At 60.3% G+C, this 23,558-nt stretch carries 26 protein-coding genes; 13 read left to right on the top strand and 13 right to left on the bottom strand.

Annotated elements, in window-relative coordinates; genetic code table 11:
* Positions 1–16 precede the first annotated feature (16 nt).
* From lspA to Thiowin_RS03735, 3 genes are read left to right on the top strand one after another with little or no spacing between them, the layout of a single operon-like run.
* Positions 17–502 (top strand): signal peptidase II, encoded by a 486-nt coding sequence (gene lspA, locus Thiowin_RS03745; protein ID WP_328986401.1) that lies wholly within the window; start codon positions 17–19, stop codon positions 500–502.
* Positions 499–1,404: a 30S ribosomal protein S6--L-glutamate ligase gene (rimK, locus tag Thiowin_RS03740; RefSeq protein WP_328986400.1), complete on the top strand. Its 906-nt coding sequence runs from the start codon at positions 499–501 to the stop codon at positions 1,402–1,404. Before lspA ends, rimK begins: the two co-directional genes overlap by 4 nt.
* A gap of 21 nt (positions 1,405–1,425) precedes the next feature.
* Positions 1,426–2,460: a succinylglutamate desuccinylase/aspartoacylase family protein gene (locus Thiowin_RS03735; RefSeq protein ID WP_328986399.1), complete on the top strand. Its 1,035-nt coding sequence runs from the start codon at positions 1,426–1,428 to the stop codon at positions 2,458–2,460.
* A 75-nt stretch (positions 2,461–2,535) separates the two neighbouring features.
* On the opposite strand, the gene Thiowin_RS03730 is transcribed toward Thiowin_RS03735, so the two are convergent.
* The 13 genes from Thiowin_RS03730 to Thiowin_RS03675 all read right to left on the bottom strand — a co-directional run bounded on the left by Thiowin_RS03730 (position 2,536) and on the right by Thiowin_RS03675 (position 17,045).
* Positions 2,536–5,373, bottom strand: coding sequence for a PAS domain S-box protein (locus Thiowin_RS03730; RefSeq protein WP_328986398.1), 2,838 nt, complete (start codon positions 5,371–5,373; stop codon positions 2,536–2,538).
* A gap of 94 nt (positions 5,374–5,467) precedes the next feature.
* Positions 5,468–6,124: a bacteriochlorophyll 4-vinyl reductase gene (gene bchJ / locus Thiowin_RS03725; protein ID WP_328986397.1), complete on the bottom strand. Its 657-nt coding sequence runs from the start codon at positions 6,122–6,124 to the stop codon at positions 5,468–5,470.
* A 17-nt stretch (positions 6,125–6,141) separates the two neighbouring features.
* The gene (gene hemN / locus Thiowin_RS03720; protein ID WP_328986396.1) at positions 6,142–7,497 is read right to left on the bottom strand and encodes an oxygen-independent coproporphyrinogen III oxidase; all 1,356 of its coding nucleotides are present in this window, start codon (positions 7,495–7,497) and stop codon (positions 6,142–6,144) included.
* A gap of 8 nt (positions 7,498–7,505) precedes the next feature.
* Positions 7,506–7,874, bottom strand: coding sequence for a hypothetical protein (locus Thiowin_RS03715; RefSeq protein ID WP_328986395.1), 369 nt, complete (start codon positions 7,872–7,874; stop codon positions 7,506–7,508).
* Between the two features lie 251 nt (positions 7,875–8,125).
* Positions 8,126–8,914, bottom strand: a complete 789-nt coding sequence (gene puhE, locus Thiowin_RS03710) for a putative photosynthetic complex assembly protein PuhE (protein WP_328986394.1) — start codon at positions 8,912–8,914, stop codon at positions 8,126–8,128.
* Positions 8,915–8,932: 18 nt separating this feature from the next.
* Positions 8,933–9,445, bottom strand: a complete 513-nt coding sequence (gene puhC, locus Thiowin_RS03705; protein WP_328986393.1) for a photosynthetic complex assembly protein PuhC — start codon at positions 9,443–9,445, stop codon at positions 8,933–8,935.
* Between the two features lie 28 nt (positions 9,446–9,473).
* Positions 9,474–10,205 (bottom strand): photosynthetic complex putative assembly protein PuhB, encoded by a 732-nt coding sequence (puhB, locus tag Thiowin_RS03700; RefSeq protein ID WP_328986392.1) that lies wholly within the window; start codon positions 10,203–10,205, stop codon positions 9,474–9,476.
* Positions 10,202–10,978 (bottom strand): photosynthetic reaction center subunit H, encoded by a 777-nt coding sequence (gene puhA, locus Thiowin_RS03695; RefSeq protein WP_408034157.1) that lies wholly within the window; start codon positions 10,976–10,978, stop codon positions 10,202–10,204. Before puhA ends, puhB begins: the two co-directional genes overlap by 4 nt.
* A 26-nt stretch (positions 10,979–11,004) precedes the next feature.
* Positions 11,005–11,325, bottom strand: a complete 321-nt coding sequence (locus Thiowin_RS25180) for a PucC family protein (protein WP_408034262.1) — start codon at positions 11,323–11,325, stop codon at positions 11,005–11,007.
* 16 nt (positions 11,326–11,341) lie between these two features.
* Positions 11,342–11,542 (bottom strand): hypothetical protein, encoded by a 201-nt coding sequence (locus Thiowin_RS03690; RefSeq protein ID WP_328986390.1) that lies wholly within the window; start codon positions 11,540–11,542, stop codon positions 11,342–11,344.
* Positions 11,539–12,243 carry a magnesium protoporphyrin IX methyltransferase gene (gene bchM, locus Thiowin_RS03685; RefSeq protein WP_328986389.1) on the bottom strand — a complete coding sequence of 235 codons (705 nt, stop codon included), beginning with the start codon at positions 12,241–12,243 and terminating at the stop codon, positions 11,539–11,541. Before bchM ends, Thiowin_RS03690 begins: the two co-directional genes overlap by 4 nt.
* A complete protein-coding gene (gene bchL, locus Thiowin_RS03680; protein WP_328988196.1) occupies positions 12,244–13,086 on the bottom strand; it encodes a ferredoxin:protochlorophyllide reductase (ATP-dependent) iron-sulfur ATP-binding protein in 843 nt (280 codons plus the stop codon).
* Positions 13,087–13,241: 155 nt separating this feature from the next.
* Entirely contained in the window at positions 13,242–17,045 is a 3,804-nt protein-coding gene (locus Thiowin_RS03675; protein ID WP_328986388.1) for a magnesium chelatase subunit H, read from the bottom strand.
* Positions 17,046–18,361: 1,316 nt separating this feature from the next.
* Between Thiowin_RS03675 and pufB (Thiowin_RS03670) the strand changes: the two genes are divergently transcribed.
* The 10 genes from pufB (Thiowin_RS03670) to tatC all read left to right on the top strand — a co-directional run bounded on the left by pufB (Thiowin_RS03670) (position 18,362) and on the right by tatC (position 23,130).
* Entirely contained in the window at positions 18,362–18,505 is a 144-nt protein-coding gene (gene pufB, locus Thiowin_RS03670; protein ID WP_328986387.1) for a light-harvesting antenna LH1, beta subunit, read from the top strand.
* Positions 18,506–18,581: 76 nt separating this feature from the next.
* A complete protein-coding gene (pufA, locus tag Thiowin_RS03665; RefSeq protein WP_328986386.1) occupies positions 18,582–18,812 on the top strand; it encodes a light-harvesting antenna LH1, alpha subunit in 231 nt (76 codons plus the stop codon).
* 106 nt (positions 18,813–18,918) lie between these two features.
* The gene (gene pufB, locus Thiowin_RS03660) at positions 18,919–19,044 is read left to right on the top strand and encodes a light-harvesting antenna LH1, beta subunit (protein WP_328986385.1); all 126 of its coding nucleotides are present in this window, start codon (positions 18,919–18,921) and stop codon (positions 19,042–19,044) included.
* A 56-nt stretch (positions 19,045–19,100) separates the two neighbouring features.
* The gene (gene pufA, locus Thiowin_RS03655; protein WP_328986384.1) at positions 19,101–19,271 is read left to right on the top strand and encodes a light-harvesting antenna LH1, alpha subunit; all 171 of its coding nucleotides are present in this window, start codon (positions 19,101–19,103) and stop codon (positions 19,269–19,271) included.
* Between the two features lie 156 nt (positions 19,272–19,427).
* Positions 19,428–19,970, top strand: a complete 543-nt coding sequence (locus Thiowin_RS03650; RefSeq protein WP_328986383.1) for an ATP-dependent zinc protease family protein — start codon at positions 19,428–19,430, stop codon at positions 19,968–19,970.
* Between the two features lie 44 nt (positions 19,971–20,014).
* The gene (gene hisA / locus Thiowin_RS03645; protein ID WP_328986382.1) at positions 20,015–20,785 is read left to right on the top strand and encodes a 1-(5-phosphoribosyl)-5-[(5-phosphoribosylamino)methylideneamino]imidazole-4-carboxamide isomerase; all 771 of its coding nucleotides are present in this window, start codon (positions 20,015–20,017) and stop codon (positions 20,783–20,785) included.
* On the top strand, positions 20,782–21,105 hold the full coding sequence (locus Thiowin_RS03640) for a phosphoribosyl-ATP diphosphatase (RefSeq protein ID WP_328986381.1): 324 nt from the start codon (positions 20,782–20,784) through the stop codon (positions 21,103–21,105). Before hisA ends, Thiowin_RS03640 begins: the two co-directional genes overlap by 4 nt.
* 184 nt (positions 21,106–21,289) lie before the next feature.
* Positions 21,290–21,571 (top strand): Sec-independent protein translocase subunit TatA, encoded by a 282-nt coding sequence (gene tatA / locus Thiowin_RS03635; protein WP_328986380.1) that lies wholly within the window; start codon positions 21,290–21,292, stop codon positions 21,569–21,571.
* Positions 21,572–21,601: 30 nt separating this feature from the next.
* A complete protein-coding gene (gene tatB, locus Thiowin_RS03630; protein WP_328986378.1) occupies positions 21,602–21,940 on the top strand; it encodes a Sec-independent protein translocase protein TatB in 339 nt (112 codons plus the stop codon).
* Positions 21,937–23,130 (top strand): twin-arginine translocase subunit TatC, encoded by a 1,194-nt coding sequence (gene tatC, locus Thiowin_RS03625; protein ID WP_328986377.1) that lies wholly within the window; start codon positions 21,937–21,939, stop codon positions 23,128–23,130. The genes tatB and tatC overlap by 4 nt, the downstream gene beginning before the upstream one ends.
* Positions 23,131–23,558 lie beyond the last annotated feature (428 nt).

The following is a 23,558-nucleotide window of genomic DNA, read 5'->3' as shown; positions in this document are numbered from 1 at the left end:
TCTGATCAGGGGCAGCATGTCTGGATTCAACCCGAGCCGAGCGCATTGGCTGTGGCTGTCCGCCATGGTGATCGCGCTCGATCAGCTCAGCAAAGGGCTGGCCGAGCGCCTATTGCCGCTGCACGAGCCGGTCGCGCTCATGCCCCTGCTCAACCTAACGCTGATGCACAACGAGGGCGCTGCTTTTAGCCTGCTGGCCGACGCCGGCGGCTGGCAACGCTGGCTCTTTGCTGGCTTCGCGGTACTGGTGACCATTGTGCTGGTGAGCTGGCTGCTGCGCCTCAACGCCCGCGAGCACCTGACCGCGGCGGCACTGGCGCTTCTCATTGGCGGCGCCATCGGCAATCTGATCGACCGCCTGCGCACCGGGCGGGTGGTGGATTTCATCGATGTCCATTATGGTGAATGGCACTGGCCGGCTTTCAACCTGGCTGACAGTGCCATTACCCTCGGCGTGATACTGCTGTTGATCGAGACCCTGCGAGCGGGAAGAGACGCATGAAAATCGCCATCCTTTCGCGCAATCCCAGCCTCTACTCGACCCGACGCATCCTCGAGGCCGCGCGCGCGCGTGGGCATGAGGCGCGGGTGATTGATGCGCTGCGCTGCTATATGAACATCACCTCGCACGCGCCCTCGATTCATTATCGCGGCGAATCCCTGTCGGGCTTCGATGCCGTGATCCCGCGCATTGGCGCCTCCGTGACCTTCTACGGCACGGCGGTACTGCGCCAGTTCGAGATGATGGGCGTCTATCCGCTCAATGAGTCCGTCGCCATCACCCGCGCGCGCGACAAACTGCGCTCGCTGCAGTTGCTCTCGCGCAAGGGCATCGGATTGCCGGTGACGGGCTTTGCGCACGCGCCCGACGATGTGCAGGATTTGATCAAAATGGTCGGCGGCGCGCCCCTGGTCATCAAACTGCTGGAAGGCACCCAGGGCATCGGCGTGGTGCTGGCCGAGACCCAGCAGGCGGCCGAGAGCGTGATCGAGGCCTTCATGGGGCTGCGTGTCAACATTCTGGTGCAGGAATACATCAAGGAATCACGCGGGACTGACATCCGTTGCTTTGTTATCGGCGACAAGGTGGTGGCGGCGATGAAGCGCCAGGCCAAGGAGGGTGAGTTCCGTTCCAACCTGCATCGCGGCGGTAGCGCCAACCTGATCCGCATCACACCCGAGGAACGTTCAACGGCCGTGCGCGCGGCGCGCATCATTGGGCTCAATGTGGCCGGCGTGGATATCCTGCGCTCCAATCACGGCCCTTTGGTGATGGAGGTCAACTCCTCCCCCGGGCTCGAAGGCATCGAGGCCGCCACCAACAAGGACATCGCTGGCATGATTATCGATTTTCTGGTCAAGGACGCTATCGCCGGAAAAACACGCACCCGTGGCAAGGGTTAGGCGCGCCCGGCACACCGCGGCATGACTCCCGCGCCTCTGAAGATCTCCGATCAGCTGATCGCCCCAGGTAGTCGCACCCGTGTCGACATCACCCTGCCAAGCCTGTTCACCCAGAACCCCGTTGTCCTTCCGGTGCATGTGTTGCATGGACGCCGTCCGGGGCCGCGACTGTTCGTCACTGCCGCCGTGCATGGCGACGAAATCAACGGCATCGAGATTATCCGCCGGTTGCTCGCCATGACCGCGCTGCGCCATCTGCACGGCACCCTGCTCGCCGTGCCCGTGGTGAATGTCTATGGCTTTATTCGTCTGTCGCGCTATCTGCCTGATCGGCGCGATTTAAACCGCAGCTTTCCCGGCTCCGAAAGCGGCTCCTTGGCCGCGCGCCTGGCCGCCATTGTGCTCAACGAGGTGGTGAAAGACAGCGATCTGGGCATCGATCTACACACCGGCGCCGCGCACCGGGAGAACCTGCCGCAGCTTCGCGCGGCCCTGGATGACATCGGCCTGCTCGACTTGGCCAGTGCCTTTGGCGCCCCGGTGATTATTAATTCTGAACTGCGCGACGGCTCGCTGCGCGCGGAATCCGCCGCGCTCGGCGTGCCGGTGCTGGTCTATGAAGGTGGCGAGGCACTGCGCTTTAATGAATTGGCCATTCGCGCCGGTCTGCGCGGCGCGCTGGGCGTGATGCGCCACCTCGGCATGCTGCGGCGTTCCCGGCGCGCACCATCCACCCAACCAGCGCTGGCGCGTTCGACCCAGTGGGCGCGTGCCGGTCAGAGTGGCGTGCTTGGCCAGGTCAAGCGTCTTGGTGCGCGCGTCGGCCGTGGCGAACAACTCGCCACTATCTCCGACCCCTTTGGCGACAGCGACACGCCGGTCAATGCGCCGGTGAGCGGCATCATCATCGGACGCACCAATCTGCCGTTGGTCACCGAGGGAGAGGCACTCTTTCATATCGCGCGCTTTGGCCAAACGGACGCGGCAGTCGAGTCGGTCGAACAACTCCAGAGCCTGCTTGATCCACCGGATGATCTCTTTGTCGACGCGACCTGAGTCCAGGCGCTAACAGCCCGCGCTGAACCCAGCGCAGAGCAGACAAGTCAATCAGGCCAAATCAGGCCTGCCAAATCAGACAGTTTCACGCAGACGCTCAATGAGAACCTCGCTGACTTCGGCCTTACTGATTGCATCCTCGGCGCCGGCGTCACGCATCTCCGCCGCCCAGCGCTCGTCCTCTTGCACCGAGAGACCAATCACCCGCACCTGCCTCCAGTGCTCGCGGATCAGGCGCGTTGCAGCAGGTCCGTCGAGTTCGGGCATGGTGAAATCCATGATCACCACATCGGGCAGAAGTCGCTGCACCAGCTCAATCGCCTCGAATCCGTCGGACGCCTCGCCCACGACCTGCATATCGGGCTCGGCATTTAGCAAAGTGGCCAGTGCCTGACGGATCATGACATGATCATCCGCGAGCAGAATCCGCAAGCTCCGCGTGGTCCTAGACGCATTAGGTAGCCGATTCGCGCGTGCAACTCCGGCCAAGTGCCGAGGCACAACCACTTCTTCCTGACTGGTCTTGCTCAAAGGCACGCGCAGCGCAACTCTTGTCCCGCGCAGACCCGCCCCGCTCGCGACTGTCAGCCTACCATCGAGCAAGGTCAAACGCTCGTGAATGGCCACCAGACCAAGCCCCATGCCTGCATCGGACGCGCCGTCGTCGAGGCCGAATCCACACCCGGCATCTTCCACTCGCACCAGCACGCCCCCACCCTGTTCGAGCCTGAGCGTCACAACTGCCTCGCTAACCGAGGCATGCTTGACTACATTCAACAAGAGTTCGCGCACTGATTCAAAAAGCAGAATACGCCATTGTTCCTGTTCGAAGCGCAGGTCTAGCTCAACCCGCAGGTGCACCTGCAATCCATGACGAGCACGGAAACGCTCCGCCAACCAGCCCAGGGCAGCGCCGAAGCTCCCGTGATGCAACAGCGGTGGATTCAAGTCGGCATTCAGCGTGCGACCGGTGGATATCGCCTGATCAATCAGCGCAATGGCCTGCGCCAATCCCTCCTGTCCAACCAGACTTGGATTCGCGGCCAGCTTGGCCAGTTGAAACTTGACCGCCACCATGTCCTGCTGCAAATGATCGTGCAACAGGCAGCTGATCCGCAGCCGCTCCTGCTGCTCAGTCAGGGTTAGCTGCAACGTTAGGCGCGCCAGGCGTTCGGCCCGTTCGCGCAACTGATCGCGGGATTTGCGCAATTCCGCCTCCGCGCGGCGGCGCGCACTAATATCCTGCATGGCTCCCACCAGGCCCAACACCTCACCGCTGCTAGCGCGATGCGGCGCGGCTGATACCTGCATCCAGCGCCATTCGCCATCGCGGTCTCGCACCCGACATTGCATCTCGAAGCCCGACGGCTGATGCGCGTTGGCACGCAAAGACTCTTGCAGGGAATGCAGATCCTCGCGATGCAACACCTGCGACCACAGCTGACCAAGCGGCCCAGAGGCTTCTGCGGGCAGTCCAAAAAACTGGCGAAACACGGCATTGGCAAACTCAAGTTCGCCATGCTGATCGGCCACCCACAAAATCATTGGCACACCATCGGCCATGATGCGAAAACGGCGTTCACTCTCGCGCATGGCCAGCAATTCTTGTTGCGCCGCCTCGGCAGACCGGCGCAGGGTAACATCCTCAAGGGCGACGACCACGGCCCGCGCGCTTCCTGGCAAAGGGGCTGCTGTGACATTCAGCCACAGCAGGCTGCCGTCAGCGCGCAGACAGCCGAGAATCTCATCAGCCACCAGACATCGCTCGCGCAACGCGCGCACCATTGGCAAGTAGCTGGTCGTCAACGGCTGCTGATTGGCATCGACAAAGGCCCAGGCTGGATCTTCGATTTGCGGCCCCTGATAGGGACCAAGATAACTGTTAAAGCCATGCTCGAGTAATCGATGCGCAACCGGATTGGCCTCGGCAATATTGCCCAACGCATCAATCAGCAGGATGCCGAGCGGGAAGTGCTCGAAGACCACTCGAAACTTCTCTAGAGCCAGTTCGACTTGATCGCGCGCGCGCCTCAGCGCCGAATTGTCCCGGCCGGTCACCGCGGCCCCTATCACCTTGCCAGCGTCGTCCCGGTAGGGCCGATAGGTCATCGACATAAAGGAACGACTGCCGGGCTGCAGCTCAAACCAGTCATCGAAGGTGACGGTTTCGCCCTCGAAACACCGGTCCAGGCGATGTTTGATCTGGTTGTTGAATACCTTTTCACCAAGGATGTCCGATACCCGGTGGCCCATGATCGCGACACGCGGCTTCCCAATGAGCCGCTCATAGATTGTATTGACGTAGCGATACACGTAGTTGGTATCCACCAGGGATACTGGATCGCCGACGCTGGCCAGAATGGACTCGGTTTTGCGCAGTTCCTGCTCAACGCGTTTGCGTGCGCCAATGTCGCGCCCCACACCAATGATGGACGAAGCCGCCCCCTTGTCAGCGGGCAAACGGGTATAAGACCAGCCAAACCAACACCATCCAGCCAGGGTGAACAGGCGTTGCTCGGAGTAAAGACGCGGGCGCGCGCCCAAAGGTTCAGGCATGAGCCTCTCAACATGCTCGGCGTCGGCGTCCTTCAGCCATTGCAGAACCTCCATGACGGCACTCTGCTCATCTGGATGCACAAAGTCGAGCAGATTGCGTCCCAGCAAAGCGGGACTCTCGATACCAAGGAGTTCCTGAAACGAGGGGGAAGCAAAACGCAGCTCTCCTTCACCGTCCAGCACAATGACCGACTCCGCCAAATGATCGATTAAGCTGGACGACGTCCACAGGGGCGCGTCAGAACGCCCCACGGAAGACAGGTGACTCTTTTGTCGATGGCGTGCGCCCAGCCACAGGCCCGGCAGCAGGGCACCGAGCAGCAGAGCTGTGAACAGAGATGCCAGGGAAGGCAGCATGGGATGCCGTGAATTGAGAAGGACTGGACGTGAGCGGTCGAAACGAGACCCCGAGGAGTGGAGACTGGGGCCAACCGACCGAGGGACGGAATACTCAGCGCCGCCAGTCGATCTCGAACTGACAGGCTGCGGCGCCAAGCGCTTGGCACTGGGTTTCGCGCACTTGCGCACGCGGACTGACCAGGCTTTGGCACAAGCGCTCGAAGGCGCCGGCGTAGAAATCGCAGACCGGAAAACTGGCTGTGGCATCGCGGCAGATTGGACACTGGGCGATGGAAACCCGCACCGGGCGCCCCATCTCAAATCCATAGTGACCGCTGCCGACAAAGGTCCAGGCGTTTTTCGCCACCGCTTTCAGCAGCATGCGGCAGGCCGGCCCCGGAGGGAGCAATTTCAGCACACGCTGGGCCGGCTTGGGGATGCGGTGCGCGAGCAGATAATCCCCGGTGCGTAGCCCGGCATCGCGCGAGACAGCAGCGGCGGCATCAACCGGGAGCTCCGCGCGCAGGGCCTGCTGCAATGCAATCACCTCAGCCTCTGGCACCATCTCCGAGGGCGGAGTCTGACGATAACGGGATAGACCAGCAACGGCGAAAATTCGCTCCGCCACCTCGGCGTTCTCGAGTGCCAAGAGCGCCTCGCCAACACGGATAATCGCATTGGGCCCAATGCGCGCTGGCTGTTCTTTATCAGGCTGTGAGTGCAGCTGGGAATACAACTGGGAATCTGGCTGGAAATCTGACTGGGACATGTGGCTTCACAAAACGCTCACAGGGATCTGGAAAAATGCCAGCGGGCACGATCCCAGGCGAAGTAGGCCTCATGCTCGGTGCACAGGTGGCGGAGCAAATAGCGACCGGTCGGGGTGATGCGCAGCTTGTTATCCTCGACATCGACCAGGCCATCGCTGGCGTAGGCCGCCAGACGCCGGTATTCCTCGTCAAAGCAACCTTCGGCCAGTTCCAGCGGAAGTTCGAGATTGCAGATGAGATAGCCGATCGCCTCGCGACGGCGGCGGTCGGTTGGATTGAGCAGATGCCCACGGGCAATGGGAAATTCTCCACGCTCGATCATCGCTTCCCATATCGCGAGATTAGGCTCGTTCTGGACGCAGTGACCGTGGACTTCACCAGCGGCCCCCGTCCCCAGGCCAATGGTATTATCCGCTTTCATTGTGGTATAGCCGATACAGTTGTGCCCCAGCCGCCCTTCATCCTGAGCGATGGCCAGTTCATCGGTATCGAGGACAAAGGTATCCAGCCCGACCCACACATAACCGGAGGCCAAAAAGGACTTGACAGCCTGTTCGAACAAACGCTGCCGCTCCATGTCATCGGGTAGCCGGTGGATATCAATCGCGTGCTGGTGCATGGCAAGACTGGTTCCACGGGAATAACCGAAGCAGGCCACCCGGTCAGGCGCCATCTCGATCACGGCATCAAGCGTGGACTGAAAGCTCGCGGCCGTTTGCTCGGGCAGACCGTAGATAAGATCAAAGCCAATGGAATCAAAGCCAATCTCGCGCGCCATCCAGTAGACATCACGCACCAGATCAATGGACTGAATACGACCGATGGATCGCTGCACTCTAGGCTCGAGATCCTGCACACCAAGTGTGACGCGCCGAAAACCCAAAGCGTGCAGTAACTCGAGTTGCCCGGCAGAGGTGCGCCGCGGATCGCACTCAATCGACGCATCCGTCTCCGGCAGGATGCGGAAACGGCTGCTAACCAATTCCACCAAGCGCGTGAGTTGAGCATCGTTGAGATAATTTGGCGTGCCGCCGGCGACATGAAGTTGCAGCACATCGCGTCCGGTTCCGATGGCGTCCCCAACCATTCCAACCTCGCGCTCAAGTGCGTCAAGGTAGCTGTCGATGCGTTGGCTATTGTGGGTGACGGTCGTATTGCAGCCGCAGTACAGACAGCGCCCGGGACAAAAGGGAATGTGTAGATAGAGCGCCAGGGTCTCGTCCGGATGCCGCCCCACTTCCTTGAGTGTCCTGCAATAATCCTCCCCACTAAAGCTTTCGGCCCAAGCATCGGGTGCGGGTGGGGGCATGCCGGGACGGTCAAAACGGCTAAATCGGGTCAACAACTCTGGCGAAATTTCAACAGGCATCATGCTAGTCATCAGGCGGCAACCTCGGAGCGGTTCAGCGGCAACATGTTGCCCAAATAGTGAAAACCTTCCGGCCAGGTACCTCGATCAAGATAGCAGCACCACCGAGAAGGGCGCCACCATCCTGTCCTAGCGAAAAGCGCAAAACCAAAGACTTGAGGAGAAGCAGTATTGTCGGAGGAAATAAGACGGGGAAGCAAAGAGCGAAGAGAATGCAGAACCCTGGCACGCAACGCAGCCGCGAGAGCCGGGAAATCAAGACCTGGGTCTCGGAAAACAGAAGCGAGAAAAAGATCCAGCGTACCGGCATCGCGATGGACATATGCGCCGCGTTGAAAAGTTGCCAACCAACTCATAACGTGCACCAATGAGATACGCATGGGCGTCCTCCGAGGCTTCTCCAATGGCGGCATGGCCAGTCAGAAAAAATCACCCATCGGCTGGGAACTTTAACCCAACTCCAAGGCACGGCGTTTGGCTAAGCTTAACCCCCTTTTGGCTGCTTTGCCAGAGTGCCGGACCAGCGGCATCGCAAGCAAGACATTTTTGGTGCATAAGCAGAGCCGACACAGAAACCGTCTAAACAATATGCTCCAAGCAACAGTTATTGCGTAGAAGTCGCTGAGTGGGATTATTCTTGCTCCGTGCCAGCGCGCGACGCATCAACGGGTTCAAACACCCAATCCCATAGCGCGGCATCGGCCACCGGCAACACCAGAAACCAGTGCTCAAGGATGGCCAGCGCAAGCAGACTGGCTGCCAATACAGCCGCCTGCGCGGTAAAGCTACCTGGGGGAAAATCGAGTGCATGCTCGATCAGCAGCGTCATCACCACGGTCGCCACCGTCACCGAGACCGGGAATAGCAGATTCATTGGCCGTTTGGCCAGATAACTGGTCAAAAACCGCAGATGCCCGGGCAGCCAGTCCTCATTCAGATTGGGCACCCCAAAAAACAGATTCAGCTTGGCGCTCCAGCGCATCCACCAAAGCACTGCAAAAGTCCAGGCCGCCATTTGGTTGGCTTGCCCGAAAGTCACAGCAAACAGCAGCAGCCCAACAGCCACAATGGCCAGCTCATGATAAAGGCTGGTCTGAATCGCCAACCAAAAACGCTGCCGACGATGACAGTCGCGCGGACAAGCAACCTTGCGCGGACCTGTGATGGCATTCATGAAATAGGTCATTTCAAGCCAACCCCAGATCAAAACGCCACTGGTAAAGCCGGCATAGGCGCCAAGAGTGTCAGCTCGATCCGCGACCCAAACAGCCACCACCACCGATGCACCACCTAGCAAGGTGGCGCCGAGCAGACTAAAGCGATAAGTTCGCGGCGGCAGGCGGTCCAGAAAAAGGATCACACCAGTACTGAACCACCACAAAAAAAGCGCGTAGAGAATCGCGAGCGCAAGGCTCAGCATGTGCAGAAACGGCTGAAGTTAGCGAGCGGGGTCTGGCTGCCCTGGCAAACCAGTTGCCGGAACCGCCACGGAAGGAGAAGTGGACTCTTGATGCCCGGCTTGCAACAACTCGCGAAAGGCGGAGGCGTTGTCCGCGCCGTAGGCTCGCAGATCAAGTTGTTCACCAGTTGTCGGATCTTCAAGCACCAGGCGCCCATCAACGCGCATGGACACGATATAAGGGCGATCAATATCAGCTTCGCTGACCTTGCGATGATGCCCAAGCCCGCGCAGCACGCCAAAGATAAAGCCATCCTCATTGGAATCAAGCAGAGCAATACGCTGCCCTTCGGCAATCACCTCAATGGTACTCGGATTGATCTCGCGAAAATGCAATTCGCGCTCGGCCGCGATTGCGGCAAACTCGTTTTCGCTCTTGCCGATGCCGGTCAGCCGCACAAAGGCCGCCACGGCAATGGTAAAGCTGATTAGAATGGCCGCGCCAATCAGTACGGGACGCGGAAAACCCCGTCCCTCGAATGGGTCACTCAAGGATCCTACCTCCTGTTGCGCAGTCTGTTCAGGGCGACGGTGATGTCGCCAAGGATTCGGTCGCTCTTGCCTCGGCCCCAGAGGAGGAAGTCACGGACTCCAGTTGTCTTGAGTCGTCATCCTGCCGATCTTTTTCGGAGCCGGACTCGGAGCTATAACCGGACTGTGCATTGGCTTCGGCAGCGGAAGCGGCTTTGAGCGCGTCGGCCAGCAGTTCGGCGACTGATTCGATCTCGGGAAGAGCGCGCAGCATCGGTTGCGCCTTGGAGAAATGCCAGGGCCTAACATTCGGCCACATGATCAGAAAATTAACCTTCTGCGAAGGGACAAGCGCCAGCGGAATATCGCCCGAGCCATCATTGTAAACACGCAGACCGGCACTCTCGATACTTTTGAATGGCAAATTCACCGCCATGGGCACCACCACCCCAAAACGAATCACCACCCGTCGGCTAGTGATGCTATAGATGGTGGAACGTGCATAGAGCCAGGCAAGCAGCGTCAAGATGGAGCCAGCAACCAACCCAAGGAATCCGAGCCAGAGGGCGGATTGCAGCGCAACGACAAATCCATCGCCATCGGCGAGAATGAAAGCGCACCGCAGCAGGATCAATATCCCGAAGTAAATCAGCACCGAGCGAACATAAAACGCCCGCTTGGCAAGCGGCACCCACAGCGGGGTGCCCTGCCAAAGCAGCTCCTCCCCCTCGGGGAGGAGCCCAGGCAAGCCGGGAACCGGCTCGACTTCGTACTCACTCACAGAAAGGGCTCCGCCCGATCAGGAGTAGCATAGAGGGTGCCGCCGCCATAGTAGGCTGTCACCTTGTCCTCTTCAGCCAGGCTAATTTGGTCGTAGCTGGCCAGGGTGGGAGCATCGTTAAAGTGCGCGCCATTGATGGATTGGACTTTCACTTGCTGCTTCTTGCCCTTGACCACGCACATGTTGATTGGCAGCAGCACCTTCTTCTTGTTGCTGGTTTCGAGCTCGAGGTAACGCACCTGAGGCTCGGAGCGATCCACCCAGATTTCGGTGACCTTACCACCAACTTCACCGTCGGCTCCGATCACGGTCATGCCGCGCGGATCCGGATCCTTATCGACCACGGAAAAATGCTTGGCCACTCGCATGGGCACAATGCGCGGCTCGCCGCCGTGGGTAAGGTCCGGCTTATCGGAACGCACGGCATAGGAGCCCGGACCAACGCCAGCCAACATGGGGTTACCAACCGGCCGAAATGCAGCGCCGGGGAAGTTGTCGACCGGCTCCAGCTTAAAATCGTACTGCGGACGATCTGGGCTGGGTTTAACGACCTCACCACCATTGTGTGGCAGCACAAAGGTCTTGGGCTTGGGCAGCGGAGGGAAACCCTCCATCATTTTGATCGCGCCAAACATGCGCTGGGATTCGACAGGATATCCTTCGCGCTTATCCTCGCGACGGATAAAATAGACAACACCAAAAAAGAAAAACCAGAAAGCCCAGAGCGTGAGCTGAGCGACGTCGATATACTGCGTAATAAAACCAGATGGCATCGGATGTCCTCCGTGTGCGGTTTGATTTAGGGAAGCCCAGGCAAGCCAGGCCCCGTTGGTAAAGACCGCGTCTGGGTGGTGCCCATGCGCCGCATGAGCGGCCCCACGGCGATCATTGTAGCGAAAAGTAAGACAGCCTCGAGAGAAGAAACGAACCCATTGCCGACACTTGACCTGACCAAGGCCGGCCCCACCAGCGCACCATCGACCGGCCACTGGAATAAATGATCGCACAGTGCACCGCAGGGCGCGATCAACCACCCAAGCGCGGTCACCTGCACCGCGGCCCAGGTTCCCAGTGCCAGTCCGCCGTGACCGCTAAGCGCACTCCCTATCAGCGCATCCATCATCTCAGCGCATCCATCATCTCAGCGCATCCATCAACGCGGTCAAAGCTCCGACGGCAAACAGCCCGCCGCCGAATCCCATCAGCGCCGTACCGGCGCGTAAAAACAGTGCCGAGCCAAGCGAGCGCCCGCAAGCCACACTATCATCGGCAAAAACCCGATCTCGCGGCATGACCCACAGCCAGCGTAGCGCACTCGGGTGACAGGGACGCATCATGATTTGGCAACCAACTCCAGCCCCTGCGAAGTATAAAAGCCGCGAATGATGCGCTCGGAACGACCGACCCGCCAGTTTTGTAAACCATCATCCTGTTCAATCAGACCCTGCAGCCGTTTCTCCGCGATGGGCACGATGGCCGGGGAGCGATCACTGCGCGGAAAGAACTGACCGACCGCATGCATCAGCGCCAGCGCCGGCGTGCGGGGCGCGAAGGTAAAGATCACCGCGCGCCGCGCTTGGGCGGCAAAACCTCGGATCAACGCCAGCGCATCCTCGGGCTCATAGTGGATGAGCGAGTCCATGGCGACGATGTAATCGAAGGTGCCGCGCTCGGCATCCAGCATGTCGCCCACCGAGAAAGCGACCGAGCCGCTGTTGAGATCGACTGGCACTCGCTCGCGCGCGAGATCAATCAGGGTGGCGGATAGATCCACTGCCACCACCTCCGCGCCACGGCGCGCGGCCGCGACACTGAGCAACCCGGTTCCGCAACCAGCATCAAGCAGGCGGCAGCCGGACAAATCCTGCGGCATCCACTCAAGCAGGGTCTGGCGCATCAGCTCTCGGCCCTGGCGCACCGTCTCGCGAATACGCCCGAGCGGTGCATCAGAGGTCAGGCGTTTCCAGGCATCGGCGGCGGTGCGGTCGAAATAGGTTTCGATCTGGCCGCGGCGCTGCTGGTAGGAGGGATTGGCCATTTAGTCGAATCCTAAAAAGTCGAACAGATCGCGGTCTTTCATCGGGCTGACACATAAGGGATCAACCCCATCCCAAAGGGCTTGCGCCAGATTCATGTACTGCTGTTTGGCTGCTTCGAGTTCGGGCGTGGAGTCCAGCTCAAACAAGGTCGATTTCTTCAGCCGACTGCGGCGAATGATATCGAGGTTGGGCAAATGCGCCAGGGTTTTCAGCCCGACCGCCGCGTTGAAACGATCAATCTCGTCGGTCTGATCACTGCGATTGGCGATCACCCCGGCGAGTCGCACTTTATAGTTCTTTGCCTTGGCAAGGATAGCCGATGCGATGCGATTCATCGCGAAAATCGAGTCGAAATCGTTGGCGGTGACAATGACCGCGCGATCAGCATGCTGCAGGGGCGCCGCGAATCCACCACAGACCACGTCGCCGAGCACATCGAAAATCACCACGTCGGTGTCGTCCAACAGGTGATGCTGCTTGAGCAGTTTGACCGTCTGCCCCACCACATAACCGCCACAGCCGGTACCGGCCGGCGGTCCGCCCGCCTCGACACACATGACCCCGTTGTAACCCTCGAACACAAAGTCATCCAGGCGCAGTTCCTCGGGATGAAAATTGACCGTCTCGAGCACATCGATCACGGTCGGCACCAAGGACTTGGTCAGGGTGAAGGTGGAATCGTGCTTGGGATCGCAACCGATTTGCACCACCCTTTTGCCCAGCTTGGAAAAAGCCACGGACAAATTGGAGCTGGTCGTGCTCTTGCCGATGCCGCCCTTGCCATAGACGGCGAAGACCTTGGCCTTGCCGATCTGGATGCTCGGATCAAGCTGCACCTGCACGCTGCCCTGGCCATCAAGCGGCGGGTGCTGGGTAGAATCCTGGGTGGAATCCTGGCTGGAATCCTGGGTGGATTGTTGCGAGGCTGCATTGGCAAGGGGATCGGCATTGGCGCCGTTTCCGCTGCCAAAGAGTCCCGGGGGAAGGCGATCCAAACTCACGCGGCCGCCACTCCCTCGGTAATGCCCTCAAGCCTATCTTCAAGCTCCTCACCCGCGCGACGCAAAGCCTCCAGGGTGCTGGCATCGGGCGTCCAGTAGTTACGTTCATGGGCCTCGAGCAGGCGGTTGGCGACCTTGGCCGAAGCGGTTGGGTTCAATGCCGCCAGGCGCTCGCGCATTTCCTCATCGAGCACAAAAGTTTCGGTCATGCGCTGATAGACCCATGGTGCAACCTGCCCGGTGGTGGCCGACCAGCCCATGGTGTTGGTGACATGGACCTCGATCTGGCGCACGCCCTCGTAGCCGTGCTTGAGCATGCCCTCGTACCACTTGGGGTTGAGCATGCGCGTGCGGGTCTCGAGCGCCACCTGCTCGGCGAGGGTGCGCACCTGACCGTCGCCACGGGTCTGGTCGCCGATGTAGACCGGCACCTCCTTGCCCTTGGAACGCCCAACCGCGCGGCTGATGCCGCCCAGGGTATCGAAATAGTGATCCACCGTGGTGACGCCGAGTTCGACCGAGTCCAGGTTTTGGTAAGCCAGTTCCACCTCGCCCAGCACGCTTTTCAGTAGCTCGGCCTGGCGCACCGGCTTGCCGGCGCGGCCATAAGCGAAGCACTTGCGCTGGGTATAGGTCTCGGCGAGTTCGTCCTCCTCGTCCCACCGGCTGTTGTCGATGAGATGATTGACATTGGAGCCATAGGCGCCATCGGCGTTGCTGAAAACGCGCAGCGCGGCGGTATCCATGTCGCAGCCGTGCTCCAGCTGATAGGCTAGGGCGTGCTTGCGGACGAAGTTCTGCTCGATAGGCTCATCCGCCGTCGCGGCCAGGTAGCTGGCTTCGGCCAGCAGTTGGGTCTGGAGTGGCAGCAGATCGCGGAAAATGCCCGACAGAGTCATGACCACATCGATGCGCGGGCGGCCAAGCTCTTCCAGGGAAGTCAGCTCGGCGCCGCACACCCGCCCGTAGCTGTCGAGCCTGGGCTTGGCGCCGATCAGGTGCAGCGCCTGGGCGATGGGGCCACCTTCGGTCTTTAGGTTGTCCGTTCCCCAGAGCACCAGGGCGATGGACTCGGGCAGCGGATGCCCGTCCTGACTGTAGCGATCCAGCAACTGCTGGGCGTGGCGTCCGCCCTCCTTGAAGGCGAAGGTGCTGGGAATGCGGAAGGGGTCGAAACCGTGTAGATTGCGCCCGGTGGGCAGAATCTCTGGTGTGCGCAGCAAATCCCCGCCCGGTGCCGGCCTGACAAAACGCCCGGAGAGCGCGCGCAGAATGGCCGGGGTTTCGTGGTCCTCGCTCAGCAGCTTGTTGTAGTTGGCCAATTCGCTGTAGCGGGCGACCTTGTCCTCGCTGGCCTCGAGACCGGCGGCCTTCAGCGCTTGCGCCGGGCTGGCGCCTTCGGTCAGAGCCTGCACGGCATCGCGGCTAACCTCGCCGGTGACGCTGGACTCGGCCACCGCCATCAGCAGATCCAGACGTTCCTGGCCATTGGGCGGCTCGCCGACCACATGCAGCCCATAGGGAATCAGAGTGTATTCGAGCTCGAGGATTTCATCATTCAGGCGCTGCACATGCCCCTCGGCCGCGCTCATCTCCCACTGTGGCTCGGCATCACACAGATCCAACTCGGCCGCCTGAGCCTGAATCAGCTGCGCCAGATCACGGCGTTCGTCTTCCGGGGCTTCTGGCGTCAGTCCACGCCAGTGCTCAATGGAGCCTTTCAGGTCAACCAGGCCGCGATAGAGGCCAGCATTGGCAATCGGGGGCGTGAGATAGCTGACCAGGGTCGCGGCGGCACGGCGCTTGGCGATGGTGCCCTCGGAGGGGTTGTTCGAGGCGTAGAGATAAAGATTGGGCAGGTCGCCGATGAGCCGATCCGGCCAACAGGCCGCACTCAGGCCCGCTTGTTTGCCAGGCATGAATTCCAGCGCGCCATGGGTGCCGAAATGCAGCACCGCATGGGCGGCGAAGTCTTCCTTCAGATAGCGGTAGAAGGCCGAGAAGGCATGGGTGGGCGCAAAGCCTTTGTCGAACAACAACCGCATGGGGTCTCCTTCCCAACCGAAGCTCGGCTGGATGCCGACGAAGACGTTGCCGAAGTGCTCGCCCAGTACAAAAATCGAGGCGCCATCGCTTTGCTGCTTGCCGGGCGCCGGACCCCACTGGCTCTCGATCTCGGCCAGATAGCGCTCACGGCGGACATGGTCGTCGCTCGCGATGCGCGCCGCCACATTGGCATGGGCGCCATGCACGGCGGCATTGCCGTAGATAACGCGCTCGCGCAAGTCATCGGCATTCTTGGGCAGCTCGACCTTGTAGCCGTCGGCCTTGAGCGCCTGCATGGTGCGAAACAGTGATTCAAATACCGACAGGTAAGCGGCTGTTCCCGTATTCCCCGCGTTGGGCGGGAAGTTAAACAGCACGGCCGCGATCTTGCGATCCTTGGCGGGCGTATGGCGTAACCGAACCAGGCGCTCGACACGCGCGGCCAGGGTATCCGCACGCTCGGGCTGGGGCTGCATGTCACGCGCGCGATCCACCGCCGCCTCGGCCGAGCGACCACCGAAAACCATGGGTCCGGTGGAGCCATCCAGCTCCGGGATGGCGACCATCATGGTGGCCTCGACCGGCATCAGGCCGCGATCAGAGGCCTGCCATTGCTCCAGGGTTTGGAACTCAACCGGGTGCGCGGCCAGATAAGGCACGTCCAACCGGGCCAGCAGCTCCTGCGCGGCGGCGGAGTCGTTATAGGCCGGACCGCCAACCAGGGAGAAGCCGGTCAGGGAAACCACCGCATCAACGCTGGGCTTGCCCTTATTGAAGAAAAACTTTTCGATCGCCGCGCGCGCGTCCAGGCCGCTGGCGAAGGCCGGAATCGCCCGCAGGCCACGGGCCTCGAGCGCCTTGATCACGCCATCATAGTGGCCGGTGTTGCCCGCCAGCACGTAGGAGCGCATCACCAGCAAACCGACCTGACCCTTGATCTCGGCATTTTTGGGCAGCTTGGCTGGCAATTTCGCCAGCTTGTCGCTGATGCGACCGCGCAGGCGCGGGTGATAAAGGCCCACCTCGGGATATTCAGTGGGCGCCGGAACCTTGAGCGTGCCGCGCAGCGCCGAGCGCGGGCCATCGGCATAGCGGTCAATGAGTTGGCGCACCAGGTTGGCGACATTCTCGTCCGAGCCAGCCAGCCAGTATTGCAGCACCAGAAAATAGGCCCGCACATCCTGGGCAGTGCCAGGAATAAACCGCAGGATTTTCGGGATACGGCGCAGCATGGCCATTTGTTTGGCGCCGTCGCTGGCGTTGCTGGACGCGCCACCGGAAGACTGGCCTTCCTCCTGCTCGGCCTTGCGCGAACTGCCGCGCAAGCGCTTGAGCAGCGACATGACGCCGCCCTGTTTGGCGGTCATGTCAAACTTACCCATACGGGTCAGCTTGGTCACCTCGCCGGCGGACATGCAGCCAACCAGGGCATCGCAGTGATCGCGCCGTGCCTCCAGTGCCGGCAACACCGCCTTGATATGATCGTCCATGAACAACATGGTCGAGACAATGATGTCGCCCTGGGCGATATCCTGGCGGCAGCGCTGCAGCGCCTCGGGGTCTTGCTCCCACTCGGCCGCCGCGTGCAGCGTCAGGCGCAGACCGGGGATTTCATTTTTTAGTAGCGCTTGCGCGCGCTCGGTGGCACCGGCGAGGTGGCTGTCCAGGGTAACGATCACGACATTGACGGGCGTTTGCGCCGTCACTGACTGACCGCCTAATTTTGAACCCGAAGTCGACGTCTTTGTTGCCATCTTTGCTATTCGATCTCTCTGACCCGCCGCGCATTGGCGTTTGTCGATGCGCGCTGGCATGCATGCTTACCGGGCGAGGCGCGGTTGTTACCGCGGCGCTCCGCCGAACCTTAACCCGCTATATTAAGCCGCTAGGCGCGGAATGCTCAATAAGCAGTCGATCATCGACGGTGGCCGCCGTGCCTATTGCCGAGGATAACGTCCTGACTGCCACCTTGGTACGAAACCGCGGATTCATCCGCCGGGGTGGTGCCGCAGGATGAGAATTTTGGAGCCTGAATCCCGGGAATGACTTCAGCCTGATGGACAACACCTGAGCAACATCATTTCAAGTGATCCACATTGGACGATCCGCGAAGCCAGAGGTGACTTCGGGTCGCTAGGCCCGGCTGAGTCGCGAATGCATCCGCCGGCCAGCTAACTAGAATCTAGTCGGCGACGGGCTATCTGTCAATATTTCTTTACGTTAAGTAGAGTTGACAGTCAGGATCGCAGCCGGGCTCCGCCGACGCCAGGGCGCTTAGATCAATGCCGCATTTGGCCCCACTACCCCCCTAGCCTTCGGTCTTGACAGCCGCGAGATATCGAAATCCCTAGAAACCTGCAGGCGCCCATGAAGCTGACATCCGTTCGAGCACCGTCAGGATGCTTGGTGAATCTGCATGACCCGGCCCAACAGGCGCCCCAAAGTTCCCGCGTCCCTTGCTGATCCGAAGGATCTTAATTTAATGGCAGGCCTGATGGCGCGGGCGCCATTAGGCCGTGCCAATCCGCGGTCACTGGCCCACAAATCCAGATTTCCAGCTGCGATGGCCCTCCCAAGTTCACCTAAGCAGCTCGACGGAAGAGGATTGGAAAAACAATAATTACTATATTAACAAATACTTAGAACTCGTTTTGCCCGCAAGGCAGCGCCGTTCCCGGCACGGGCAAAAGCGCCGACAACCAGCCTAAGACCGCCTTATTAATAACTAAAACAAATGGTTAAGAGACCGCTTGCACCTGATATTGAGGCGGCACGAACGCCGCCAGGGGCATCGAAAAAAAAACTGTACATCAGTGTTGACATTTATTTCTGTCAGGCTAAACTGACACCCATGGATCGAGCAGGGTTAACGGATTAATCGCCCAGTTTCGCCAACAAGCTTCGCCAACAGGCCTTTACCACTTGGTCTTTGCCATCCGGCTCTCGGCTTCAGGTACAGCTGGGCAACGCGGTCATCGCACCAATCAACTCATTAACGAGCCTGGCACGATGAATTACGCCGCACGATGAGCGGCAACCTTACTATTAACTCTTAACGGAGAGTCTACTGATGGCAGAGTCCAAAGGCGTATCTGGTCTGACGCCCGACCAAGCAAAAGAATTCCACGAGCAATTCAAAATCACCTACACCGCATTTGTCGGTCTGGCTGCAGTTGCTCACATCCTGGTCATCGGCGCCCAGCCTTGGTTCTAAAGAAACCGCACCTTAAGGCACCTCCTTCATCGCGAAGGTCGCGTCAAACCAGGCACGGTTCCAAAGGAGATCTCACATGCAAGACGTATTTAATTACAAGCCCAACGAGCAAGACTATCGCATTTGGCTGGTCGTTAATCCTTCGACCTGGCTGATGCCCATCATGCTGTCTCTGCTGGTTCTGGGTATCGCTGTTCACGCAGCTGTTTTCAGTGTCGCACCTGAAGGCATGCTATTCGTGAATGACGCTCCTCCGGCTGTTGCTGCTCCGGCTCCTGCCGCGGCGCCTGCTCCTGCTGCTGAATAAGCAGAAAATTGGCTGAAGTGATCATCGCTCAAGCGGCCTATTCAGTAGCCTAGTTGACAGATCGCGCTCAGCTCTCATACAAAACCTCATATTGGAGGCTTAGAGAATGTCAGGTCTTACCCCCGATCAAGCAAAAGAATTCCACGAGCAATTCAAAATCACCTACACCGCCTTCTGCGGTCTGGCAGCAGTTGCTCACATCCTGGTTATCGCTGGCAAGCCTTGGTTCTAATTGAACCCCCCTTGTTCCTGCGTCCCTAATTTCACTCTTTGACAGAGGACCATATCATGGCCGAAATCGCTAGACCCCAAAACCCCCAAGACGACTGGAAAGTGTGGTTGGTTGTTAATCCTTCCACTTGGCTGATGCCGATGATGTTCTCCCTGCTGGTGCTCGGCATTGCCGTTCACGCTGCAGTGTTCGCCATTGCTCCTGCTGGCATGCTGTTCGTCAACTAAGACGTAGCAGACAGGCAGCGCCAAACCAGCAGCCTCTTCGCGGCTGGTTTGGCGCACTCCTCACCGCGATGCGGTGACTCAACCATCAGATTCCGCTCATCAGGCTCCGCAAGGGGCTTTTTTTATGCCTGATCAATGCGCCAAGATTTCATGCCCATGCCAAGACCTGACGCATCCGCATCCTCGCCTACCGGCTCACCCAGCGGCTCACCCAGCGGCGCGCGGCTCGGCATCCTGGGCTGGCGCGAATGGGCCAGCCTGCCGGAGCTTGGGCTGCCGCTGATCAAGGCCAAACTCGACACAGGCGCGCGCACCTCCGCCCTGCACGCCTTCGATCTGGACACCGAGAGCGACAGTGAGGGCCACCTTTGGGCGCGTTTCGCGGTCCATCCGCTGCAAGACCGCCTGGACCTTGTTATCCAGTGCCGCGCCCTTGTGCTGGACCAGCGCCTGGTGTCGGATTCCGGCGGCCATCGCGAGCAGCGCTTGGTCATTGCCACTCAACTGCGACTGGGTCGAGACTCCTGGCCCATCGAGCTAACCCTGACCAATCGCGATACCATGCGCTTTCGCATGCTCATTGGACGCACCGCCCTAGCCGGGCGGGCGCTGATCGATTCAGGCCACTCCTTCGCGCTTGGTCAGCCCCAGGACGCCATCGGTTATTATCAGTCCTTGCCCGATGAGACCACGAATTAACACAACGAATCCCCAGGAACCTACTCACAGGGAGGCATGAAGCCATGCTGCTCATTCCCGCCATCGACCTCAAGGACGGCGCCTGCGTGCGCCTGCGCCAGGGGCGCATGGACGATGAAACCCGTTTTTCCGACAACCCGGTCGAGACCGCCGGGCGCTGGTCGGCCGCCGGCGCGCGTCGCCTACATCTGGTTGACCTCAATGGCGCCTTTGCCGGCACCCCGGTCAATGGCGAGGCCATTCGCGCCATCGCCACCGCCTATCCAGAGCTGCCCATTCAAGTCGGCGGCGGCATTCGCGATCTCGATACCATCGGCGCCTACCTAAACGCAGGCGTGCAATTCTGCATTATCGGCACCCAGGCGGTGATCGAGCCTGAGTTCGTCGCCCGCGCCTGCCTGTCTTTCCCCGGACATATTTTGGTCGGGCTGGACGCGAAGGACGGCCAAGTCGCCATCCGCGGCTGGGCCGAGACCACCGAACACAGGGTGGAAGACCTGGCGCGACGCTTTGCCAGCGACGGCATCGGCGCCGTGATCTACACCGACATCGGCCGCGACGGCATGCTGACCGGCCCCAATCTCGAGGCCACCGCGCGCCTGGCCGAGGCCATCGAGGTGCCGGTGATCGCCTCGGGCGGCATTACCAGCCTCGAGGACGTGCGCGCCCTGGCCGAGATTGCCGCCCAGCTCACCAAAGGCGGCATCAGCGGCGCCATCACTGGACGCGCCATCTATGAAGGCACTCTGGATTTTACTGAAGGCCAGCGCTTGGCCGACAGCCTGAGCGCCAGCGCGGGAGATTCCCCCTCATGAGCGATCTTCTCGAACGCCTCGCCGAGGTACTGGAGGCACGCAAGCAAGCCGAGCCGGACTCCTCCTATGTGGCCAAGCTCTACGCCCAGGGGCTGGACGCCATTCTGAAAAAAATCGGCGAGGAAGCAACTGAAACCGTGATGGCGGCCAAGGATGGCGATCCCGAGCATCTGACCAAGGAAGTCGCCGACCTCTGGTTTCACAGCCTGGTTCTGCTCGCTCACCAGGGACTGCACCCCAATGCCGTGCTGGATGAGCTCGACCGGCGTTTTGGTCTTTCCGGCCTGAGCGAAAAAGCCGCGCGCAAACCGCCAGCTTAAGTCAAAATAATGCCCTTTGGCCGCACCTGGCTTCATCGCCTTGGCGCGGGCACTGCAGCGCACCGGGCGGTTGCGGTATGATTCGCCGCTGCTTGCATCACAGCTTCAACCACAGACACACAAGTCTGCCCCACTGCCTGGCACTCGCTGCCTGGCGAACTGGACAGACACAGGGGAGGATTTCATGGGAATGGGTGGCATCAGTATCTGGCAACTCCTGATCATTCTGGTCATCGTGCTTTTGCTCTTCGGCACCAAGAAGCTGAAAAATCTCGGCTCGGACCTCGGCGGCGCTGTCAAAGGCTTCCGTTCGGCAATGAACGACGGTGACCGCGCGGGTGATAAAGACGATCAGGCCACGGATCAGGCCGAGGACCAGTCTGGCGCCCAACTCTCGGCCCAGACCGGCGAGCCTGGCTCGCAAGCGGCCAATCAGCCTGCTGGCGAAACAACCAAGACATCCTAACCCAGCCACTAAGCGCGAGAGCACTGTTTCATGTTCGACGTAGGCGCCCTTGAACTGGTGGTGATCGCGGTGGTGGCCCTGCTGGTGGTGGGGCCCGAGCGCCTGCCGCGCGTGGCGCGCACGGCCGGGCGCTGGGTTGGCCGCGCGCGGCGCGCGCTGCTGTCGGTCAAGGACGAGATTGACCGCGAAATCAAGGCCGAGGAATTGCGCGAGATTCTGCGCCGTCAGAACGAGCGCAAGCCGCTTGATCAAATCATCGAGGAACAGCTCGAACCACGCACGCCAGCGCGCCCAGCAGACCTTGCGGCTGACAAGGGATCGCCGACCGACAACAGCGGCACTGAAGCCAAGCGAGACCCCCGCCCATGAGCGCACGCCAGCCGGCCCCGCCACTTGGCGCCGACAACGGCGGCATTGAGCAGCCCTTTATCGACCACCTCATTGAGTTGCGCGACCGGCTGCTGCGCATGGTGGTGGCCATCGCGATCATCTTTGTAGGGCTCTTCCCCTTCGCGAACAACCTCTACACATGGATCGCCAAGCCGATTCGCGCCCAGTTGCCCGAAGGCGCGACCATGATCGCCACCCAGGTGGCCTCGCCCTTCCTGACGCCCTTCAAGCTGGCCCTAGTGGTAGCGGTGTTCATCGCCATGCCCTATATCCTTTATCAGCTCTGGGCTTTTATCGCGCCCGGACTCTACCGCCATGAGAAGCGCCTGGCGGTGCCCTTGCTGGCCTCAAGCATCGTGCTCTTTTACCTGGGCATGGTGTTTGCCTATTTCGTTGTTTTCCCGCTGGTCTTCGGCTTTTTCACCTCGGTCACGCCCGAGGGCGTGCAGCAGATGCCGGATATCGCCTTTTATCTGGAGTTCATTCTCAAGCTGTTCTTTGCCTTCGGCATCGCCTTCGAGATTCCCATCGCGACCATCCTGCTGGTGGCTGCCGGTGTTACCACCCCGGCCGCGCTGAGACAAAAGCGTCCCTATGTCATCGTCGGCGTCTTCATTGCCGGCATGCTGCTCACGCCACCGGATGTCATCTCCCAGACCCTGCTGGCCATCCCGATGTGGCTGCTTTATGAGCTTGGCATTCTGTTCTCGCGTGTCTTCCAGCAAGACACCCGCGCCAAAATGCCAGCGGAACTCGATGCATCGGACGATAGCCCAGCGGCAGAATCGCGGGAACCCGCATCGCCAAGCGGATCAGGCCCCGCTCAAATTGTGGTGGGCCATGAAATTGATAGCGGCGACATCAACGATCCTGAACGCTTCCGTCCGCTCACGGATGATGAAATGGAAGCCGAGCTTGACGCCATTGAAGCCGATGAGTTGCGTGCGCATCAAGACAGCACTGACACCGGCGGGATCAACGCTGATGGTTCTATTGGCTCTGGTGCTGGCTCGATCACAGCCACCGCCGCCTTGCTGCAACAGGCTAACCAGCGTCGTGCTGAAGGTAACCTAGTTGCCGCTCGCCATCTGCTCTACCGCGTCCTTGAAGACGGGAATATCGACCAACGCCGCGTTGCACGCAATATTCTGAGCGACCTCGACAGCTGACTCCCCTCTTTCCCAGGGCACATCTCGCCCGCCCCCGGACACTCGCTCCACCACCTCATCAGCGTTTCCAAAGCGCATGAAGAGCACAGGCGCCTGGATCTTCAGGCGCGCCCACCATACCCGAGGCGCCACCCCTCAAAAAGCAACAACCGGTAGCACGCCAGCTTGGTCCCGCACCCGCAACCCACTGAGCTAAAAGCAGTATCGAAAATCAGCAGCACCAGCGACACAGGAACAGCTCAGCCCTTTTTGTCCGTGACGGGCCTGATTCCTGTCTTTCCGTGATCATTATCCGGCCGCGGCTTTCGGCGCTGGTCAAATCACCCCCAGCATTTCCGCGTCACCAAGGCTCTGTAATGCGCGGCACACCGGAGAAGCCTACACCCAAAACCACGATGAATTCTTAATTCTGCAAGCCCCGCAGTGGT

The sequence above is a fragment of the Thiorhodovibrio winogradskyi genome (assembly GCF_036208045.1).
Taxonomy (GTDB): domain Bacteria; phylum Pseudomonadota; class Gammaproteobacteria; order Chromatiales; family Chromatiaceae; genus Thiorhodovibrio; species Thiorhodovibrio winogradskyi.
The sequence above is the reverse complement of the archived record's forward strand: the minus strand, read 5'-3'. Positions and strand labels throughout refer to the sequence as shown.

Bases quoted from the DNA above. Each gene is read 5' to 3' on its own strand.
- tatC (WP_328986377.1), top strand. From the start codon at position 21,937: ATGAGCGCACGCCAGCCGGCCCCGCCACTTGGCGCCGACAACGGCGGC.
- hisA (WP_328986382.1), top strand. From the start codon at position 20,015: ATGCTGCTCATTCCCGCCATCGACCTCAAGGACGGCGCCTGCGTGCGC.
- Thiowin_RS03730 (WP_328986398.1), bottom strand. From the start codon at position 5,373: ATGCTGCCTTCCCTGGCATCTCTGTTCACAGCTCTGCTGCTCGGTGCC.
- Thiowin_RS25180 (WP_408034262.1), bottom strand. From the start codon at position 11,325: ATGGATGCGCTGATAGGGAGTGCGCTTAGCGGTCACGGCGGACTGGCA.
- puhA (WP_408034157.1), bottom strand. From the start codon at position 10,978: ATGCCATCTGGTTTTATTACGCAGTATATCGACGTCGCTCAGCTCACG.
- pufB (WP_328986385.1), top strand. From the start codon at position 18,919: ATGTCAGGTCTTACCCCCGATCAAGCAAAAGAATTCCACGAGCAATTC.
- Thiowin_RS03690 (WP_328986390.1), bottom strand. From the start codon at position 11,542: ATGATGCGTCCCTGTCACCCGAGTGCGCTACGCTGGCTGTGGGTCATG.
- Thiowin_RS03650 (WP_328986383.1), top strand. From the start codon at position 19,428: ATGCCAAGACCTGACGCATCCGCATCCTCGCCTACCGGCTCACCCAGC.
- bchJ (WP_328986397.1), bottom strand. From the start codon at position 6,124: ATGTCCCAGTCAGATTTCCAGCCAGATTCCCAGTTGTATTCCCAGCTG.
- puhE (WP_328986394.1), bottom strand. From the start codon at position 8,914: ATGCTGAGCCTTGCGCTCGCGATTCTCTACGCGCTTTTTTTGTGGTGG.
- Thiowin_RS03715 (WP_328986395.1), bottom strand. From the start codon at position 7,874: ATGCGTATCTCATTGGTGCACGTTATGAGTTGGTTGGCAACTTTTCAA.
- tatB (WP_328986378.1), top strand. From the start codon at position 21,602: ATGTTCGACGTAGGCGCCCTTGAACTGGTGGTGATCGCGGTGGTGGCC.
- bchM (WP_328986389.1), bottom strand. From the start codon at position 12,243: ATGGCCAATCCCTCCTACCAGCAGCGCCGCGGCCAGATCGAAACCTAT.
- Thiowin_RS03735 (WP_328986399.1), top strand. From the start codon at position 1,426: ATGACTCCCGCGCCTCTGAAGATCTCCGATCAGCTGATCGCCCCAGGT.
- hemN (WP_328986396.1), bottom strand. From the start codon at position 7,497: ATGATGCCTGTTGAAATTTCGCCAGAGTTGTTGACCCGATTTAGCCGT.
- rimK (WP_328986400.1), top strand. From the start codon at position 499: ATGAAAATCGCCATCCTTTCGCGCAATCCCAGCCTCTACTCGACCCGA.
- lspA (WP_328986401.1), top strand. From the start codon at position 17: ATGTCTGGATTCAACCCGAGCCGAGCGCATTGGCTGTGGCTGTCCGCC.
- pufA (WP_328986386.1), top strand. From the start codon at position 18,582: ATGCAAGACGTATTTAATTACAAGCCCAACGAGCAAGACTATCGCATT.
- Thiowin_RS03640 (WP_328986381.1), top strand. From the start codon at position 20,782: ATGAGCGATCTTCTCGAACGCCTCGCCGAGGTACTGGAGGCACGCAAG.
- tatA (WP_328986380.1), top strand. From the start codon at position 21,290: ATGGGAATGGGTGGCATCAGTATCTGGCAACTCCTGATCATTCTGGTC.
- pufB (WP_328986387.1), top strand. From the start codon at position 18,362: ATGGCAGAGTCCAAAGGCGTATCTGGTCTGACGCCCGACCAAGCAAAA.
- pufA (WP_328986384.1), top strand. From the start codon at position 19,101: ATGGCCGAAATCGCTAGACCCCAAAACCCCCAAGACGACTGGAAAGTG.
- Thiowin_RS03675 (WP_328986388.1), bottom strand. From the start codon at position 17,045: ATGGCAACAAAGACGTCGACTTCGGGTTCAAAATTAGGCGGTCAGTCA.